We start from the raw sequence: 16,272 nt of genomic DNA, 5'->3' as shown, positions 1-16,272 counted from the left end.
GAAGCGGCTCATGCCCCCTGCGCCACGCGCAGCGCGAGGGCCGGGCACATCTCGACGGCCCTGCGGGCCATCCGCCGGAACTGGGCGGGTACGGTGTCGCGGCCGAACACCGGGTAGCCGTGCTCGTCGAGGTGGACGAGGTCGGGGGCGAGCTGGGCGCACAGGCCGTGGCCCTGGCAGCGGGTCCAGTCCACGGTGAGCTTCACCTCGGGCTCGTTCTCCTGCGGGGGCAGGGGGAGCACGCCGAGCACCGGGCGCCCGCAGCTGCCGCGCAGCAGGTGTTCCTCGATGTCCTCGGGGAAGGCGTCCAGCGCCGACAGCACGAACCTGGACGTTCCGTCGGGGTGGAAGCACGCGCCCCTGCCCTTGACGCTCGCCGCCCTGCTCCGCAGCTCGTCCAGGGCGGAGGCCGACCCGTTCACGAGCTCGGCCATCGACTGCGCGACGTCCGGGAGTCCGAGACGGCAGGGACCGCACTGCCCCGACGACTGGGCGGCCAGGTACTTCGCGACCCTGACCGTCTCGCCCAGCGGGCAGGTCTCCCCGCCGAGAGGCACGATGATCCCGGCGCCGAGCTGGCCGCCCGCCTCCGCGATGCCCTGGCGGGAGACGGTCGCCACGGCCGCCGCGTCCGCGTGCAGCCACGCGCCGTGGTAGCCACCGACCAGCACCCCGTCGCCGGTGGAGGCCTGGCAGGCGTCCAGGACGGCGTACAGCGGGGTGCCGGTCGCGACCTCGACCACGGCCGGGGCCTTGGCGGAGCCTCCCACCGTGAGCAGGACCGTCCCCGGCTCGCGCGCCGTGCCGACGTCGGCGTACCGCTCCGCGCCCAGGGTCGCGAGGACCGCGAGCTGGGCGTACGTCTCGGCGTTGGACAGCAGGGTGGGCAGCCCGTTCACGCCGCTCTCCACGGCCCTGACCTTGCGGCCCGGCGGCTCCCCGACCTGGCCGTTCACCGAACGGACCAGCGCGCCGCCCTCACCGGAGATGAACCTCTCGACGATGCCGACCACCCGGACCTGGCCGCTGATGCCCCGCTCCTCCACCGCGGCGGCCACGGACGCCTGGCCCATGCCGCCCTCGACGGTCGCGATCACGACCTGCTTGGCGCCGATCGCGCCCGCCGCGAGCAGCGCGCCCTCGATGACGAGGTGGGGGGTCCTGGTGAGCAGCATCGTGTCCTTGCTGCTCGCGGGCTCGCCCTCGGCCGCGTTGACCAGAACGATCTTGTCCGCCTTCTTGTCCATCACCGCGCGGACCTTGCGGGCGAAGGGGAACGCGGCCCCGCCCCGCCCGCGCATGTCCACCTCGTCGGCGAGCGCGGCCAGCTCCTCGCCGGACATGCCCGGCGCCGTGCCGTGCATGTCGCGGTGTTCCGCGAGGTCCATCCTGCGGCAGTCCTCGAGCCCGGCGGTCAGCCGGGCGGGTCCTAACTGGCGGACGGGGGGAACGCGGTAGGGAATCATCCGACATCTCCGATACGACGAAGCTCCGGCGGGTCCTCACGGACGATGCGCGGGATGCGGCCGACGATGCTCGTGGGCGGGGTCAGCTCCACGGCGACGGGCACCTCCACGGGCACCTCCTCGCGCACGACGATCGGCTGGGGCTGCAGCTCGGAGATCACCCTGATCAGCAGGGCGGCTCCCACCGCGACCAGGCAGACCACGTAACTCCAGGTCACCCACTCCGCGGGTGCGCGGCCCGCGGTCAGCCCGTGCAGGACCGCCATCGGCCACGCCAGGTAGGCGGAGCCGTGCAGCATGCGCCAGAGCCACGGCCTGCGGTTCTCCGCGAACCTGGCCCGGGCGACCCCGGTGAGGAAGACAAGGATCATCAGGTCGGAGGCGATGGCGCCGAAGCCGACGTACAGGCTCTGGCCGCTCGCGCCCAGCGGGACCACGACGGACGCGAGAGAGGTCCTGCTTTCGACGATCTTCATGATGACGTGGATGGAGAGGAAGCCCATGCCGAGCATGGCGGCGGCCCGGTGGGCGAGCTGCGACCGGATCCTGCCCAGGACCGGCAGCACGATCCGGTCGGCGGAGAGCAGGCCGAGTGCCACGGTCGCGGTGAGCGAAACGAGGGCGATCACGCCCGAGAAGAACGAGAAGACGCCACGGACGGCGGCTGCCACCTCCATGCCGGGCGCTGTCCGCCCGAGCATGAGGAGGCCGACCACGGAGATCGTGATCGTGACACCGAGGCCGATCCTGGCGGGCCTCTGGTCGAGACTTATCCCGGCCTCCGACCGGGTGTGTCTCGGAGTCCGTCTGTTACCCACCTATGGCTCCTGTCTGCGAAGCGGCTCGGACGTCCGCGTCCGAGGGTGATGGACTCTGATATCGCGAGATGCCGCCCCCCGTCTCCGCGGGGTGTGGAAGAGGCGCGGAGACGGGGGGCGGCGGTCCCGAAGGGAAGCCGTCAGCAGCGACGGTTCCTGTTGATGCAGTCGACCGCGAACCTCATGAGCCGGTCGGGCATCAGGTTGGCGAAGTCGGCGTGGTCGGTGACGGGGTTGTGCCGTTGCTCGGGGAAGGCGTCCAGCGCGAAGGACGGCGTACGCGGCGTGGCGTAGACCAAGGTCATCCGCAGCTGCGGGACGGCCCTGGTGCCGGACGGGCAGGCGCCGTTCGCGTCGGGGAACAGCACGTGCGTGCGGTGGTTGGCGCTGTCGGTGTTCTGGCCGTCCCAGCAGCTGGGGAAGTCCAGGATCCGGACGAGCTGGCTGCCGCGCGGGCAGAGCGGGTACTTGGTGGTGATCCGGTTGGTGAAGCCGGTGCAGCTCCACTTGGCGAGGGCGTTCGCGCCGCCGTTGGTGGCGGCCTTGGCGTCACCGGTGATCATCCTGATGAAGCGCGGCATCGGGCTCACCCTGGAGACCGGGTTCCCGCGGAACTGCAGGCTCACCTGGCGCGCCTGCATGATGGTGCCGACGTTGCCGTCCGGGTCGTCGGCGTTGGCGTCGCTCGTACGGTCGCGAAGGACCGGCCAGAAGTAGGTCGAGCGGTCGTTGAGCGCGCACGTGGTGCCCGCGGCGGCCAGGGACTGGTCCGTGGAGAACCCGTCGGTCGACAGGTTGCCGACGTAGTCGTGGACGTGGTGGGCGCCGTTGGTCACGCCGGGGGCCACGATGAAGTTGTCGGAGTTGCGGTGGCCGTTCCTGTTCGTGCCGCACCGTGAGGTGAAGAGGCCGGCGGAGCCGCTGCGCCGCGGCCGGATCTCCTGGACGTTCCGCGGGACCTGCCGGATGTCGATGAAGTCCTCGGGGAACGGCCCGAGGTCGGCGCACTCGGCCTCCTCGTCGTCCTGCGGGGGAGCGGGGGTCTCACTGGGAGCCGGCGTCTCCGCGGGCGGGTCGTTCGGCGGGGCGTCGGTCGGCGGTGCCTGGGTGGGGCTCTGCGAGGGCGCCTGGGTGGGCCTGCGACGGGCGTTGCCGTCGTCGGCGTTCTCCTGCTCCGGGGCCTGCTGCTGGTCGGCCGACTCCTCGGGGGCGGGCGGCTCCGTGGGAGACGTCTGGATGAGGCTTCCGCCCGCGAGGGGCGCGTCGGCGGGCTGGTCCTGCGCGGGCTGGTCCTGGGCCGGCTGGTCCTGAGGGGTCTGGTCCTGCGCGGGAGCGTCCTGCGCGGGGGGCGCCTGGTCCTGGTTCTGCTGGTCCTGGTTCTGGTCCTGCTGGTTGTTCTGGTCCTGTGCGGGCTGGTCCTGCTGGCTGCGCTGGTTCTGCTGGTTCTGGCCCTGCTCGGCGGGGTCGCAGTGGTCACCGTAGGCGGGGGCCGTGACCGCCACGGTGAACGTGACGGTGGTGAGCGTGCTGGCGGCCAGCGCCAGCGCCGACAGGGAGACGAGCGAGCGTTTCATGATTTTCAAGCGTTTTCTCTCCTCACAGGTGTGTCGAGAGCGGAGACGGGCGGCGCCGGGGAGGGCATCGGAGGCTCGGGCAGGTCCGAGTAGTCGACCAGCCCCGTGCTCTCCAGCAGGGTCATGTGCTTCATGACCACCTCGACCGCCCGCTGGGCGAATGTCCTGACCAGGTCGTTTCGGGTGCCGGATCGTACGCCGGCGACCACCCCGAAGACCTTTCCGTGGGCCGCCCGCAGCAGCTGGGCGAACAGGAGGTCGTACTCGGCGCCCGGTTTCACCGCCGCCAGCTGCGCCATCCAGCCCTGCTGGTCGGCGTTGGGCTGGTCGGGCAGCGGCACGTTCAGCTTCGCCGCGAGGGCGCGAACCTCCTCGTCGAGCTTGAGGTGGTCGGTCATCAGGTGCATGCCGACCTCCTTCACCCGCTTGCTCGCGGCCTTCTGCTGGGCCTGCTGACCGCTGGGAATCTCCCAGAGACCGGCCAGCCGGACCTTGACCAGCAGGTCGCGGTCGGCCGCGCCCAGCGGCCCCTGCGGGGTCTGGACCCAGCCCTGCGCGGCCGCCCCGCCGCCGGGTGGGGTGATCAGGACGACCGCCACGGCGGCGATCGCGATGAAGGCTCCGAACAGCAGGGGTTCGCCGTTCTTGAAGCGGCGGAACAGTGATCTGAACATGGCCCGGTTCCGCTCTCAGAGACTGGCCGCTACCAGGGCCTTCTCGGCGCCCGGCGTGGTGTCGAACGTGCCGCCCGGCCCGTGGGGGGCCGGGTGCGTGAGGAGGAGGACAGCTCCGACCGGCCACGGAATGTGCCGCACTGCCATGTCGTTTCCTTTCCCCGAGGCCCGCCGGTGCGGGCGCACTTGGTGGGAGGTACGCGGTGCCGCCCGGGGTGGTTCAGAAGAAGTGATGAGATAGTTAGAAATGACTGGAGTTGCCAGAGTTGCAGACGGGACTCATAACGAAGGTGTAAAGATGTGCCCGTGCGTCAACTCGACAGTCGGTTCGAGAGCGCGGACACCGATGTCCTCTTGGTAGAAGATCTGTATCGGGAGTTCGGTGTACCCCTGCTCCGCCATGTGCGTAAGGCCACCGGTAACGATCTGCAATGGGCGGAGGACGTCGTCCAGGAGACGCTCGTCCGAGCCTGGCGCAATGCAGGAAGGTTGCAACGAGAGCCCGGCCTTCTGTGGGCCTGGCTCCTGACCGTCGCCCGGCGTATCGTCATCGACGGTCGTCGCAGGCGAGGGACTAGACCACAGGAGGTCGAGCCCGCCGACGCGAACGCCGTGCCCGTTCCCGACGGGGCCGATCGCGCGCTGGAGGCGATGATCGTCGCCGAGGCGTTGCGAGAACTGTCCCCAGAACACCGCGAAGTCATCGAGCAGACTTACCTACGGGACCGTACGATTAACGAAGCGGCGGAAATCCTCGGGATACCGCCGGGTACGGTCAAGTCCCGGCTCTACTACGGGATCCGGGCTCTCCGAAAGGTCCTGAAGGAGAGAGGTGTCGCGAGCTGATGGTCTCCTCCCCGCATCATGACGTGGCGGCGTACGCGCTCGGGGTTCTCGACGAAGAGGACCACGAGGTGTTCCAACGTCACCTCATGACGTGCGAGGAGTGCCAGGTCGAGCTCCGGGAACTCAGTGAGGTTCCCGGACTCCTCGATGGGGTCAAACGGGACCGCTCCAATGCTTTGGACGACGACCGGATGCCACATTGACGTTTGGCCGGTTTTGGGGTGATATCAGAAGCGGTGGTGTGTCCCGGTCAACGAGGATCGGGACAGGCGGCCACTGGAGGTGTCGTGCCACGGGCCATGCCCGATGGGCGGAGTGCGGGCCGACCGGCCCCGCCCGCCGGGCGAGGCGCCCGGAGCGAGGTCGGACTCGCCCGGCGGCGCCGTAGCCGTTCCGAGGCGACCCTGTGGGATGATTGCCCTACCGCCACCTCGCAGGGAGAACCCGCCGTCTCCGACCAGGAGCCCTTCCGTTCCCCGCCGACAGCGGCGAGAGACCGTGGCTCCCATGACGAGCCGTGGCGCCTGGCCGAGATCCCGATCATCCGTGACGAGACGTCCGCCCCGCGGCGGGCGTCCCGGGCCCGGATCTTCCAGGAGCGGAGCCGGTGGCCGGGCGGGGGCACCGCATCCCGGCGGGCGCGCGCGACATCACTTCCGCTCCGCTGGGCAACATTTCTCCGGGAATCATGACTTTCGCCATGGATTCCCGTCCAACCATGCACAACCCCTCACAAAGGAGTGAGAGCGACATGCCGCTCGACGAGGCCAAGGACGAGCTGCTGAGGAGCGCCGCGGAGACGTACGCGCGCACACCGGGCGGCGATCACGTGAGCGTGGAGGAGGCGCTCGCCTTCCTGCGGCTCTACTACCGGCATGTCGCCCCGGAGGACCTGCTCGGCCGGGACCTGACGGACGTGTACGGCCCGGCGATGGCCCAGCGGCGGCTCGCCGAGAGGCGTCCCCAGGGCCGCGCCCTGGTGCGGGCCTACACCCCCACCACGGAGGAGCACGGCTGGGATCCCGGGTTCTCCGTCGTGGAGATCGTCACCGACGACATGCCCTTCCTCGTCGACTCGGTGACGATGGAGCTCGACCGGCACGACATCGGCACCCACCTGGTCGTCCACCCGCAGATGCGGGTGCGCAGGGACATGACGGGCAAGCTGCTCGGGGCCGGCGAGGAGGACGTCACCGGGCAGGTGCTGGCCGAGTCCTGGATGCACTTCGAGATCGACAGGCAGGCCGGCGAGGCCGTGCTCAAGGCGATCGAGACCGACCTGCAGCGCGTCCTGGAGGACGTGCGCGGCGCCGTCGAGGACTTCGTCAAGATGCGGGCCCTCGCCCTGCGGACCGCCGAGGACGTCTCGGCCAACCCGCCGCCCCTCGATCCCGCCGGGGTGGAGGACAGCCTGGAGCTGCTGCGCTGGCTGGCCGACGGGCACTTCACCTTCCTCGGCTACCGCGAGTACCGCCTGGAGGAGGGCGAGCAGGGCGACAGGCTGCACCCGATGCCCGGGACCGGGCTGGGCATCCTCCGCAACGACAGCGCCGACTCCGGCAGCTTCGCCGCGCTCCCCCCGGAACTGCGCGCCAAGGCCCGTGAGAAGCAGCAGATGCTGATCATCACCAAGGCCAACACCCGGGCCACCGTCCACCGCCCCGCCTACCTCGACTACGTGGGCGTCAAGCTCTTCGACGCCTCGGGCGAGGTCGTGGGCGAGCGGCGTTTCCTCGGCCTCTTCACCCACGTCGCCTACAGCGAGTCGATCTCTCGCGTCCCGGTGCTCAGGCGGAAGCTGGCCGAGGTGATGGCGCTCGCCGGGCTGACCGCCGACAGCCACGACGGCGGGGACCTCATCGAGATCCTGGAGACCTTCCCCCGCGACGAGCTCTTCCAGACCTCCGTGGACCAGCTGCTGCCGATCGCCCTCGGCGTGCTCAGGCTCCGCGAGCGCAAGCAGGTGAAGCTCTTCCTGCGCCCGGACGACTACGGCCGCTACGTCTCGTGCCTGATCTACCTCCCGCGCGACCGCTACACCACCAAGATCCGCATCAAGATGCAGGAGATCCTGCTCAAGGCGCTCGGCGGCACCTCCTTCGACTACAGCGCGATGATCGGCGAGTCGGCCCTCGCCAGGCTGCACGTGGTGGTGCGCGGCGAGCGCGGCAGGCCGCTGCGCGCCGACACGGTGAACGTCGAGGAGCTGGAGGCGAGGCTGGCCGCCGCCACCAGGTCCTGGGAGGACGACCTGGCCTCCGCGATCACCGAGCTGAGCCCCGAGGACGAGGCGCCCAAGCTCATCCGCCGCTACGCCACGGCGTTCCCCGAGGGCTACAAGGCCGACTTCCCCGCCCGGATGGCGGTCGCCGACCTGCGCCGCCTGGAGGTGCTGGCCTCCTCCACCGACGAGATCGGGATGAACCTCTACGAGCCGTACGACGCCTCGGAGGGCGAGCGCCGCTTCAAGCTCTACCGCCTCGGCGCGCCCGTCTCCCTGTCGCGCGTGCTTCCGCTGCTCCAGCGGATGGGCGTGGAGGTGGTCGACGAGCGGCCGTACGAGATCGACCGCGACAACGACCCGGCGACCAAGGACGCCTGGATCTACGACTTCGGCCTGCGCTACACGCCCTCGCCCGAGGTCGACAGGGACGAGTTCAAGCGGCTCTTCCAGGACGCGTTCGGCGCCCTGTGGGCCGGGCGGGTGGAGAGCGACGGGTTCAACGGGCTCGTCCTGGCCGCCGGGCTGACCTGGGAGCAGGCCGAGATCCTGCGCGTCTACGCCAGGTATCTGCGCCAGGCGGGCACCACGTTCAGCCAGGAGTACATCGAGCGGGTGCTGATGGGCAACGTGCGGCTCGCCCGGCTGCTGGTGCGCCTGTTCGAGGCCAGGCTCAACCCCCGGCGTTCGGCCGAGGTCCGCTCCGACCTGTCCGACGCGCTGCACGAGGAGATCCTCGCCGCCCTGGACGACGTGGCCTCGCTGGACGAGGACCGGATCCTGCGGGCCTACCTGGAGATGATCCGCGCCACCCTGCGGACCAACTACTTCCAGCGGGTCGACGGCGAGCGCAAGCCGTACGTCAGCCTGAAGCTCGACTCGCCGTCGATCAGCGTGCTGCCGCTGCCCCGGCCCAGGTTCGAGGTGTTCGTCTACTCGCCCCGGGTCGAGGGCGTGCACCTGCGCTTCGGCAAGGTCGCGCGGGGCGGGCTGCGCTGGTCGGACCGGATGGAGGACTTCCGTACGGAGGTGCTCGGCCTGGTGAAGGCGCAGATGGTGAAAAATACCGTCATTGTTCCCACTGGCTCCAAGGGCGGCTTTGTCGTAAAAAATCCGCCAAAGTCGGGGTCGCGGGAGGACACCCTGGTCGAGGGCATCGCCTGCTACCGGATGTTCATCTCCGGCCTGCTCGACCTCACCGACAACCTCGTCGACGGCGAGGTGGTCCCGCCCGCCGACGTCGTCAGGAACGACGGTGACGACACCTACCTGGTGGTCGCCGCCGACAAGGGCACCGCGACGTTCTCCGACATCGCCAACGCGGTGGCCAAGGAGTACGGCTTCTGGCTGGGCGACGCCTTCGCCTCCGGCGGCTCGATCGGCTACGACCACAAGGCCATGGGCATCACCGCCAGGGGCGCCTGGGAGTCGGTCAAGTACCACTTCCGCACGACCGGCGTCGACATCCAGAGCACCGACTTCACCGTGGTCGGAGTCGGCGACATGTCCGGTGACGTCTTCGGCAACGGCATGCTGCTCTCCCAGCACATCCGGCTGGTCGCGGCGTTCGACCACCGGCACATCTTCGTCGACCCCCAGCCGGACGTCGCCAGGAGCTACGCCGAGCGCGCCAGGCTGTTCGCGCTGCCCCGCAGCTCCTGGGAGGACTACGACGCCTCGCTCATCTCGAAGGGAGGCGGCGTCTGGCCCCGTACGGCCAAGTCGGTCCCCGTCTCCGCGCAGACGCGCGCCGCGCTCGGCATCGACGGCGACGTGACGTCGCTGGCTCCCAACGACCTGATCAGCGCCATCCTGCGGGCCCCGGTCGACCTGCTGTGGAACGGCGGCATCGGCACCTACGTCAGGGCGTCGAGCGAGTCCAACGCCGACGTCGGCGACAAGGCCAACGACGCCCTGAGGGTCACCGCCGCCGAGCTGCGCTGCAAGGTGATCGGCGAGGGCGGCAACCTGGGCTTCACCCAGCTCGCCCGGATAGAGTTCGCGCTCAACGGCGGCCTGGTCAACACCGACTTCATCGACAACTCCGCCGGGGTGGACACCTCCGACCACGAGGTCAACATCAAGATCCTGCTGGACCGGGCCGTCCGCGACGGGGAGCTCACCGACAAGCAGCGCAACCAGCTCTTCCTCGACATGACCGACGAGGTGGCCGGGCTGGTCCTGCGCGACAACTACGACCAGAACGTGGTGCTGGCCGCCGCCCGCGAGCAGGCTCCCGAGATGCTGCACATCCACTCGCGCCAGCTGCGCAGGCTGGAGCGGGCAGGGCTGCTCAACCGGCAGCTGGAGTTCCTGCCGTCGGACAAGATGCTCGCGGAGCGGCGCCAGGCACGGCTCGGGCTGACCGCACCGGAGTTCTCGGTGCTGCTCGCCTACACCAAGCTGGTGGCCGACGCCGAGATCCTCGCCTCCGACCTGCCCGACGACCCCTACCTGGAGTCCTGGCTGGTGTCCTACTTCCCGTCGGCGCTGCGCGACCCCGGGCTCCGCGCCTACATGGGCACCCACCCGCTCCGCAAGGAGATCATCACCACCGGCGTGGTGAACGACCTGGTCAACTCCAGCGGGACCACCTTCATGTTCCGCCTCGGCGAGGAGAGCGGCGCGTCCACCCCGGACATCGCCCGCGCCTACCTGGTCACGCGGGAGGTCTTCGACATGCCCAGCCTCTGGCGCCAGATCGAGGAACTGGACAACAAGGTCGACACCTCCACCCAGATCGCGATGGAGCTGGAGGCCCGCAAGCTCGTCGAGCGGGGCACCCGCTGGCTGCTGGGCAACCGGCGCCCGCCGCTCGACCTGGCCTCCACCGTCGGCTTCTTCGCCAAGGGCATGAACGGCCTGCTGCCGCACCTGCCCAAGCTGCTGACCGGGTCCGACCTGTCGGCGTTCGAGGAACGGCGCGACGCCTTCGTCTCCCGGGGCGTCCCGTCCGAGCTGGCCGAGCGCGTCGCCGCCATGGTGCCCGCCTACTCCACGTTCGACCTGGTCGAGGTTGCCTGGCGCACCGGCCGTCCCGTGCACGACGTCGCCGAGGTCTACTTCGACCTCGCCGACCGGCTCCAGCTCTCCAGGCTGCGCGAGCGCGTCGTCGCGCTGCCCAGGGACAGCCGCTGGAACTCCATGGCGCGGGCCGCGCTCCGCGACGACCTCTACGCCGCGCACGCCGCGCTCACCCACAACGTCCTGACGCACAGCACGCCCGGGCTGTCGCCCGAGGAGCGCCTGGCGCGCTGGACCGAGGCCAACTCGGCGGCGGTCTCGCGGGCGCGGCAGACCCTGTCGGAGATCTGGGAGAGCGACAACTTCGACCTCGCGACGCTGTCGGTGGCGCTGCGCGCGATCCGCACGCTGGTGGCCACCATCAACCTCCCGCACGCCGACGCCTGACCCGCCCGACGTCCTGCCGGGTCCCTCATCGGGGCCCGGCCGCGCGGCACGTCCCCGGCGGGTCCGGCCGCGGGAGGGGCAGGGAGGGACGGTCACGCGGGCCCGGTCGGGTGAGCCCGGTCGCGCGGGCTATGCCACGGTGACCTTGGTGAGGCCGCCGAGATAGCCGATGACCTTGGCCGGACGGCCGCTGCCCTTGGCCGGGACCGTGCTCACGTACAGCTGCGTCTCCACCGTGCGCAGCTCCTTGGGGATGAACCGCTCCTTCGTCAGCTTCCTGGCCTCGGGCGGGATCTGGATGTCCGACCCGCACGGCGTGATCTTGATCGTCCGCGTCGTCGTCCTGATCAGGGAGTAGAGGACGAGCGCGCCGCCGTCGGCGGTGCGCAGCGCGTGCACCGGGTAGTCGCTCGCGGCGAAGATCGAGTCGTAGCTCAGGCAGTCGTCCGCCTTCCCGTCCGCCCGCCTCCTCGTGATCTCGTCGGCGAAGCCGGTGGTGTGCGGGCCCGCCTCGATGAGCCCCGCCGCGAACCCCCGCTCGCCCTCCTCGGCCGAGGTCGCGTGCAGCGGGGCCATCAGCCGCGGGCTGATGGCCAGTGTCGCGTCCTCCTCGCCCAGCGCCGTCGTGTAGCCCTCCGCGTCCGTGGCGACCACCGGGGGCCGGACGCCCTCGTCGAGCAGCGAGGTCGAGCTGACCCGCCAGTCCTCCCCGTCATGCCGCATCAGGGTCAGCACGGCGGTGCGGACCCGGCCCGAGGGCTCCTCGCGGTCCACGACCGCGGCGAACCAGAGCGGGCCCCGCTGGTTGCGCGGGACCAGCAGCCGGGGGGTGCCCCACGTGTAGTGGGGGAGGGCCTCGGCGGAGCCGTTGAAGGCCGCCGCGGTGAGGGCCTCCTGCCCGTCGCGGGTCTGCTCCTGCATGAGCCTGCGGTCGGCGTCCAGGTGCGGCACCGCCGCTCCCAGCACCCCGTCGGCGCCCACGACGCCCGCCAGGGCCTTCGCCGCCTCGGCGAGCGTGACCGGGGGCGGCGGGGGGACGGGCGCGGCGGAGGTGGCCGGCGTGACACCGCCGCCGGTCGGGGAGCTCCGCTCCGGCGGGGCGTCGCCGGAACCGGAGCACGCCGTGGTCGCGGCGGTCACGGTGATCAACACCAGCGCGAGTGCGAGCGCACCCCGTCGCCCGTGTTCGCGCACGTCCACCTCCCGATGCTCCCCGATGCTCCCCCGATGCGGGCCATGCTAGCCATGGTGGGGGAGCGCGCCGTACACGATGGGGTTCGGAGGTCGCGTACCCTTTACAGACGTGGCACTCATCGATCCGGCAGAACAGATCAACGAGCTTACCGGGACGCTGAACAGCATCCAGGACGTGCTCGACCTCGGCGCGATGCGCAAGCAGATCGAGGAGCTGGAGGATCAGGCCGCCGCGCCCGACCTGTGGAACGACCAGGATCGCGCCCAGAAGGTCACCAGCAGGCTCTCCTACCTCCAGGGCGAGGTCAACAGGATCGAGTCGCTGGGGCAGCGGCTGGACGACCTCTCCGTCCTGTACGAGCTGGCCGCCGACGAGGAGGACGACGACACGCGGGAGGAGGCCGACCGCGAGCTGGAGTCCCTGAAGAGCGACATCGGCGCCCTGGAGGTCCGCACCCTCCTGTCCGGCGAGTACGACGCCCGCGAGGCGGTCGTCACGATCCAGTCCCAGGCGGGTGGCGTGGACGCCGCCGACTGGGCCCAGATGCTCCAGCGGATGTACCTGCGGTGGGCCGAGCGCAAGGGCTACCCGACCGACGTCTACGAGACCTCCTACGCGGAGGAGGCCGGGATCAAGTCGACGACCTTCACGGTCAAGGCTCCCTACGCCTACGGCACGCTCCGCGGCGAGCACGGCACCCACCGCCTGGTCCGCATCAGCCCGTTCGACAACCAGGGGCGCCGCCAGACCTCCTTCGCGGGCGTCGACGTGGTGCCGGTCGTGGAGACGACCGACCACATCGACATCAACGAGGACGACCTGCGCGTCGACGTCTACCGCTCCTCGGGCCCCGGCGGCCAGGGCGTCAACACGACCGACTCCGCGGTCCGCCTGACCCACCTGCCCACCGGCATCGTGGTCTCCTGCCAGAACGAGCGCTCGCAGCTGCAGAACAAGGCGACCGCGATGGCGGTCCTGCAGGCCAAGCTGCTGGAGCGCAAGCGCCAGGAGGAGAAGGCGGCGCTGAACGAGATCCGGGGCGAGTCGACCACGTCGTGGGGCACCCAGATCCGTAACTACGTGCTCCACCCGTACCAGATCGTCAAGGACCTGCGGACGGGCGCCGAGGAGGGCAATCCGAGCGGGGTGCTCGACGGCGACCTGGACAGCTTCATCGAGGCCGAGATCCGCTGGACCCGCCGCCAGGAGTCGGGCGCCGACGAGTAGGGCGTCCCCGCTCCCGGTCCCCGGGAGCGGAACGCGCGACGCCGGGGGCCGGCGAGGAGAGCGAGGAGAACCGTCCTCTCCCGCCGCCTTCGTCTCGTCCCCGGGCCTGTCGAGGAGATCGCTCACGGGCGCCCCTGAGCGCCTGTGACGCGATCTCCGCCCGCGAAGCCCGGGGAGCCCCCGGAAGGGCGGTCAGGTGCCGCTGAGGTGCTTCAGGGCCAGGGTGAGGAAGAAGAGCGCGATCAGCACCAGCGACAGGAGCGCGGGGGTCATGCCTCCGAAGCCGTTCTGGTGCATCCGGTCGCGGTACGCGCGGCAGCGGGGGCAGCGGCCTTCGGCCACGGGGTGAGCGCACCCCGCGCAGACCAGGTCTTCACAGCTCATGACGTCCTCCCTCTTCGAGGTCAGAACTACTTTATGCGGTCGTTACCGGGCGCCGAATCGTTTTGTTTCCGTTATGGGCTTTCCATGCCAGTCTTCCCCCTAGACTGGGCTCCGGCCAACCGGAACGTCGATCGAGAGTAAAAGACCGGCGCCCCCCGGCCGGCGAGAGGCGGAAGTGGCCCTCTGCCACTCCTGCGACCGTCCTAACCCCTAGACTGGCATGCCGTGATGCGCCCGTGATCCATTTTGATAATGTCACCAAGGTCTACGCGAACCAGAACCGGCCCGCGCTGGACCACGTCAGCGTCGACGTCGACAAGGGCGAGTTCGTGTTCCTCGTCGGCCCCTCGGGGTCCGGGAAGTCGACCTTTCTCCGGCTGGTCCTGAAGGAGGAGCGCCCCAACTCGGGTGCGATCCACGTGGCCGGCAAGGACCTCGCCCGACTGTCCAACTTCAAGATCCCGCACCTGCGCCGCCGGATCGGATGTGTCTTCCAGGACTTCCGGCTGCTCCCGAACAAGAACGTGTACGAAAACGTCGCGTTCGCTCTGGAGGTCATCGGCAAGCCCCGGCGTTTCATCCGTAAGGTGGTCCCGGAGGTCGTCGAACTGGTCGGCCTCGAGGGCAAGGCACATCGGATGCCCGACGAGTTGTCCGGTGGCGAGCAGCAGCGGGTCGCGATGGCCCGGGCGTTCGTCAACCGGCCGATGATCCTGCTGGCCGACGAGCCGACCGGAAACATCGACCCCGCGACGAGCATCGGCATCATGAAGGTGCTCGACCGGATCAACCGGACCGGCACCACGGTCGTCATGGCCACGCACGACGCGGCCATCGTCGACTCCATGCGCAAGCGGGTGGTGGAACTGGAGGACGGAAAGATCGTCCGTGACCAGTCGCGAGGCGTGTACGGCCAGGCGTACTGACACCAGGACCGGATAGAGCGACAGGAAGAGCATGCGGGCAAACTTCATCTTCTCCGAGGTCTGGATCGGCCTCCGCCGCAACCTCACGATGACCATCGCGGTCATCGTGACCGTGGCGATCGGCATGGCGTTGCTGGGCGTCGGTCTGATGATCAACTCCCAGATCAACAGCATGAAGGACTTCTGGGCGGACAAGGTCGAGGTCTCGGTCTTCCTGTGCAAGAAGAACGACCCCTTCCCGCAGTGCAAGGGCAGCGGCGGCGTGAACGCCCAGGAGCAGGCCGAGCTGAAGTCGACCATCGAGGGCATGTCCCAGGTCGAGGCGGTCACCGTGGAGAACGCGACCGAGGCCTACAAGAACTTCCGGGACCAGAACGCCAACAACACCGTGCTGCTCTCGGCCATCCAGGTCGAGGACATGCCCGAGTCTCTGCGGGTCAAGCTCAAGGACCCCGAGGCGTACGGGCCGGTGATCGAGGCGGTCAAGGGCGCCCCGGGGGTCTCCAACGTGGTCAACCAGAAGGAGCTCCTGGAGAAGTTCTTCGGGCTGCTGGAGAAGCTCCGCTGGGCCGCCCTGGTGGTGGCGATCATCCTGGTCTTCGCGGCCACGCTCCTGATCGGCAACACCGTCCGGCTCTCGGCGTACAACCGCAGGCGGGAGACCGGCATCATGCGGCTGGTGGGTGCCTCCAACCTCTACATCCAGCTCCCGTTCGTGATGGAGGGCGTCATCGCCGGTCTGATCGGCGGTGTGCTGGCCGCGATGCTGCTGATCGTCAGCAAGGTCTTCCTCTTCGACGGGGTGCAGCTCTACCTCTCTCCCAACAGCCAGCTGTCCTGGGAGACGGTCGCCTCGGTGATCAGTGTCACCATGGTCTTCGGCGTGCTCATCTGTGTGCTGGCCTCCTTCGTCACCCTCCGCCGCTACCTGCGTGTGTGACGACCCCGTGGCCCCGTCCGCTGTGACCGTCCCGCGAGCGTGGCGCTTCCGCGCGCCGATCCAGGTCCCGCCCGCGCTCGCGGGCGCGGCTCGCGGTTCCGGTCACCGGTAGGCTCCAGGCATGCCACGTGAGACCGGGCGTAAGGTGATCGCCCAGAACAAGCGTGCCTGGCACGACTACCACATCGAGGACACCTACGAGGCTGGTCTCGTGCTCCAGGGCACGGAGGTCAAGTCGCTGCGGCTCGGCCGTGCCTCCCTCCTCGACGGGTACGCCGTCATCAAGGACGGCGAGGCCTGGCTGATCAACGTCCACATCCCCGAGTACACCATGGGGACCTGGACCAACCACGCCGCGCGCCGAACCCGCAAGCTCCTGCTTCACCGCAAGGAGATCGACAAGCTGGTCTCCAAGACCAAGGAGGGCGGCCTGACCCTGGTGCCGCTCGCCATCTACTTCAAGGACGGCAAGGCCAAGATAGAGATCGGCCTCGCCAAGGGAAAGAAAGACTGGGACAAGCGGCAGACGCTGGCCGAGAACCAGGCCAAGCGGGAGATGGCGCGCGCGCTCAGGCACAGGAACAGGTGAT

The 16,272-nt window shown here is 69.7% G+C and carries 13 protein-coding genes; 7 read left to right on the top strand and 6 right to left on the bottom strand.

Annotated elements, in window-relative coordinates; translation table 11 throughout:
- Positions 1 to 8: 8 nt before the first annotated feature.
- From ACTOQ3_RS15575 to ACTOQ3_RS15560, 4 genes are all read right to left on the bottom strand, one after another.
- Entirely contained in the window at positions 9 to 1,466 is a 1,458-nt protein-coding gene (locus tag ACTOQ3_RS15575; protein ID WP_440084089.1) for an NADH-ubiquinone oxidoreductase-F iron-sulfur binding region domain-containing protein, read from the bottom strand.
- Complete coding sequence (locus tag ACTOQ3_RS15570) at positions 1,463 to 2,284, bottom strand: hypothetical protein (protein ID WP_440084088.1); 822 nt, start codon at positions 2,282 to 2,284, stop codon at positions 1,463 to 1,465. Before ACTOQ3_RS15570 ends, ACTOQ3_RS15575 begins: the two co-directional genes overlap by 4 nt.
- A gap of 140 nt (positions 2,285 to 2,424) precedes the next feature.
- A complete protein-coding gene (locus ACTOQ3_RS15565; RefSeq protein WP_440084208.1) occupies positions 2,425 to 3,858 on the bottom strand; it encodes a DUF1996 domain-containing protein in 1,434 nt (477 codons plus the stop codon).
- A 5-nt stretch (positions 3,859 to 3,863) separates the two neighbouring features.
- The gene (locus ACTOQ3_RS15560) at positions 3,864 to 4,532 is read right to left on the bottom strand and encodes a DUF4142 domain-containing protein (RefSeq protein ID WP_440084087.1); all 669 of its coding nucleotides are present in this window, start codon (positions 4,530 to 4,532) and stop codon (positions 3,864 to 3,866) included.
- Between the two features lie 306 nt (positions 4,533 to 4,838).
- Here ACTOQ3_RS15560 and ACTOQ3_RS15555 point away from each other — a divergent pair, with 306 nt between their 5' ends.
- The 3 genes from ACTOQ3_RS15555 to ACTOQ3_RS15545 all read left to right on the top strand — a co-directional run bounded on the left by ACTOQ3_RS15555 (position 4,839) and on the right by ACTOQ3_RS15545 (position 11,010).
- Positions 4,839 to 5,378 carry a sigma-70 family RNA polymerase sigma factor gene (locus tag ACTOQ3_RS15555; RefSeq protein ID WP_329090583.1) on the top strand — a complete coding sequence of 180 codons (540 nt, stop codon included), beginning with the start codon at positions 4,839 to 4,841 and terminating at the stop codon, positions 5,376 to 5,378.
- Positions 5,378 to 5,581: a zf-HC2 domain-containing protein gene (locus ACTOQ3_RS15550; RefSeq protein ID WP_440084086.1), complete on the top strand. Its 204-nt coding sequence runs from the start codon at positions 5,378 to 5,380 to the stop codon at positions 5,579 to 5,581. The genes ACTOQ3_RS15555 and ACTOQ3_RS15550 overlap by 1 nt, the downstream gene beginning before the upstream one ends.
- 548 nt (positions 5,582 to 6,129) lie before the next feature.
- Positions 6,130 to 11,010 (top strand): NAD-glutamate dehydrogenase, encoded by a 4,881-nt coding sequence (locus tag ACTOQ3_RS15545; RefSeq protein WP_440084085.1) that lies wholly within the window; start codon positions 6,130 to 6,132, stop codon positions 11,008 to 11,010.
- Between the two features lie 129 nt (positions 11,011 to 11,139).
- Here the strand turns inward: ACTOQ3_RS15545 and ACTOQ3_RS15540 are convergent, their stop codons facing one another.
- Complete coding sequence (locus tag ACTOQ3_RS15540; RefSeq protein ID WP_440084084.1) at positions 11,140 to 12,210, bottom strand: hypothetical protein; 1,071 nt, start codon at positions 12,208 to 12,210, stop codon at positions 11,140 to 11,142.
- A gap of 103 nt (positions 12,211 to 12,313) precedes the next feature.
- Between ACTOQ3_RS15540 and prfB the strand changes: the two genes are divergently transcribed.
- Positions 12,314 to 13,432 (top strand): peptide chain release factor 2, encoded by a 1,119-nt coding sequence (prfB, locus tag ACTOQ3_RS15535; RefSeq protein WP_362837605.1) that lies wholly within the window; start codon positions 12,314 to 12,316, stop codon positions 13,430 to 13,432.
- Positions 13,433 to 13,624: 192 nt separating this feature from the next.
- On the opposite strand, the gene ACTOQ3_RS15530 is transcribed toward prfB, so the two are convergent.
- The gene (locus ACTOQ3_RS15530; protein WP_440084083.1) at positions 13,625 to 13,816 is read right to left on the bottom strand and encodes a hypothetical protein; all 192 of its coding nucleotides are present in this window, start codon (positions 13,814 to 13,816) and stop codon (positions 13,625 to 13,627) included.
- Between the two features lie 236 nt (positions 13,817 to 14,052).
- On the opposite strand from ACTOQ3_RS15530, the gene ftsE reads away from it, so the two are divergent.
- From ftsE to smpB, 3 genes are all read left to right on the top strand, one after another.
- Complete coding sequence (ftsE, locus tag ACTOQ3_RS15525) at positions 14,053 to 14,742, top strand: cell division ATP-binding protein FtsE (RefSeq protein WP_012888192.1); 690 nt, start codon at positions 14,053 to 14,055, stop codon at positions 14,740 to 14,742.
- 31 nt (positions 14,743 to 14,773) lie between these two features.
- Complete coding sequence (gene ftsX / locus ACTOQ3_RS15520) at positions 14,774 to 15,682, top strand: permease-like cell division protein FtsX (protein WP_440084082.1); 909 nt, start codon at positions 14,774 to 14,776, stop codon at positions 15,680 to 15,682.
- A 121-nt stretch (positions 15,683 to 15,803) separates the two neighbouring features.
- On the top strand, positions 15,804 to 16,271 hold the full coding sequence (smpB, locus tag ACTOQ3_RS15515; RefSeq protein WP_362679364.1) for an SsrA-binding protein SmpB: 468 nt from the start codon (positions 15,804 to 15,806) through the stop codon (positions 16,269 to 16,271).
- Position 16,272: the final 1 nt, after the last annotated feature.

Source organism: Streptosporangium sp. LJ11 (assembly GCF_051918945.1).
Lineage (GTDB): Bacteria > Actinomycetota > Actinomycetes > Streptosporangiales > Streptosporangiaceae > Streptosporangium.
Note: the sequence above shows the minus strand (reverse complement) of the source record. Positions and strands in the feature narration are given on the sequence as shown.